1 protein-coding gene is annotated in these 535 nt (G+C 59.3%); it reads right to left on the reverse strand.

Annotated features, from left to right (window positions below; all coding sequences use genetic code 11):
* Positions 1-535: transposase (locus I6F36_RS38645; protein WP_225173258.1), on the reverse strand; the 535-nt coding region annotated here is incomplete at both ends.

Consider the following 535-nt stretch of genomic DNA (forward strand, 5'->3'; position numbering starts at 1 on the left):
AGAATGAGATCGACGATGGCGTGGCGTACGGCGGGCATGGTTGGTTGAGGCGGAGGCCCATTGATTCTTTTTTTTCCGTCCCGCATGTGCGAGGCGACGGTGCTGCAAGAAGGCGTAGGCAATCATTGTCATCAGGGCGTGGCGATGAAGACCCTGCCATGATCGCCCTTCGAAGTGATCAAGCCCAAGCTCCTCCTTCAACTGCTGATGCGCCTGCTCACAAATCCATCGTGCCTTGATGGTGGCGGCCAGTGTGCGCAGATCCGTCGCCGCAGGGAGGTTGGCGAGATAGTATTTCTTCTCCCCTGAGGCACGCTGCTCGCCAATGAGCCAAGCTTCGTCGCCCGGGAGATGCTGCTGACCCTTATCCCAGATTCGCTGGGGAGGGCCGTCGGCGGTGCGGACACGGAGAGCAGCAAATCGGGCTTTCAGCCGACCTTTCGTCCCGCTGCGCCAACTCACGGTTTTCCATTTGGCGCTCGCCAGCATGTGTTCTGCCGCAATCGATAAGATATCCGGCACGTGGTGCTTTCGT

This window comes from Bradyrhizobium sp. BRP19, assembly GCF_020194195.1.
Taxonomy (GTDB): Bacteria; Pseudomonadota; Alphaproteobacteria; order Rhizobiales; family Xanthobacteraceae; genus Bradyrhizobium; species Bradyrhizobium yuanmingense.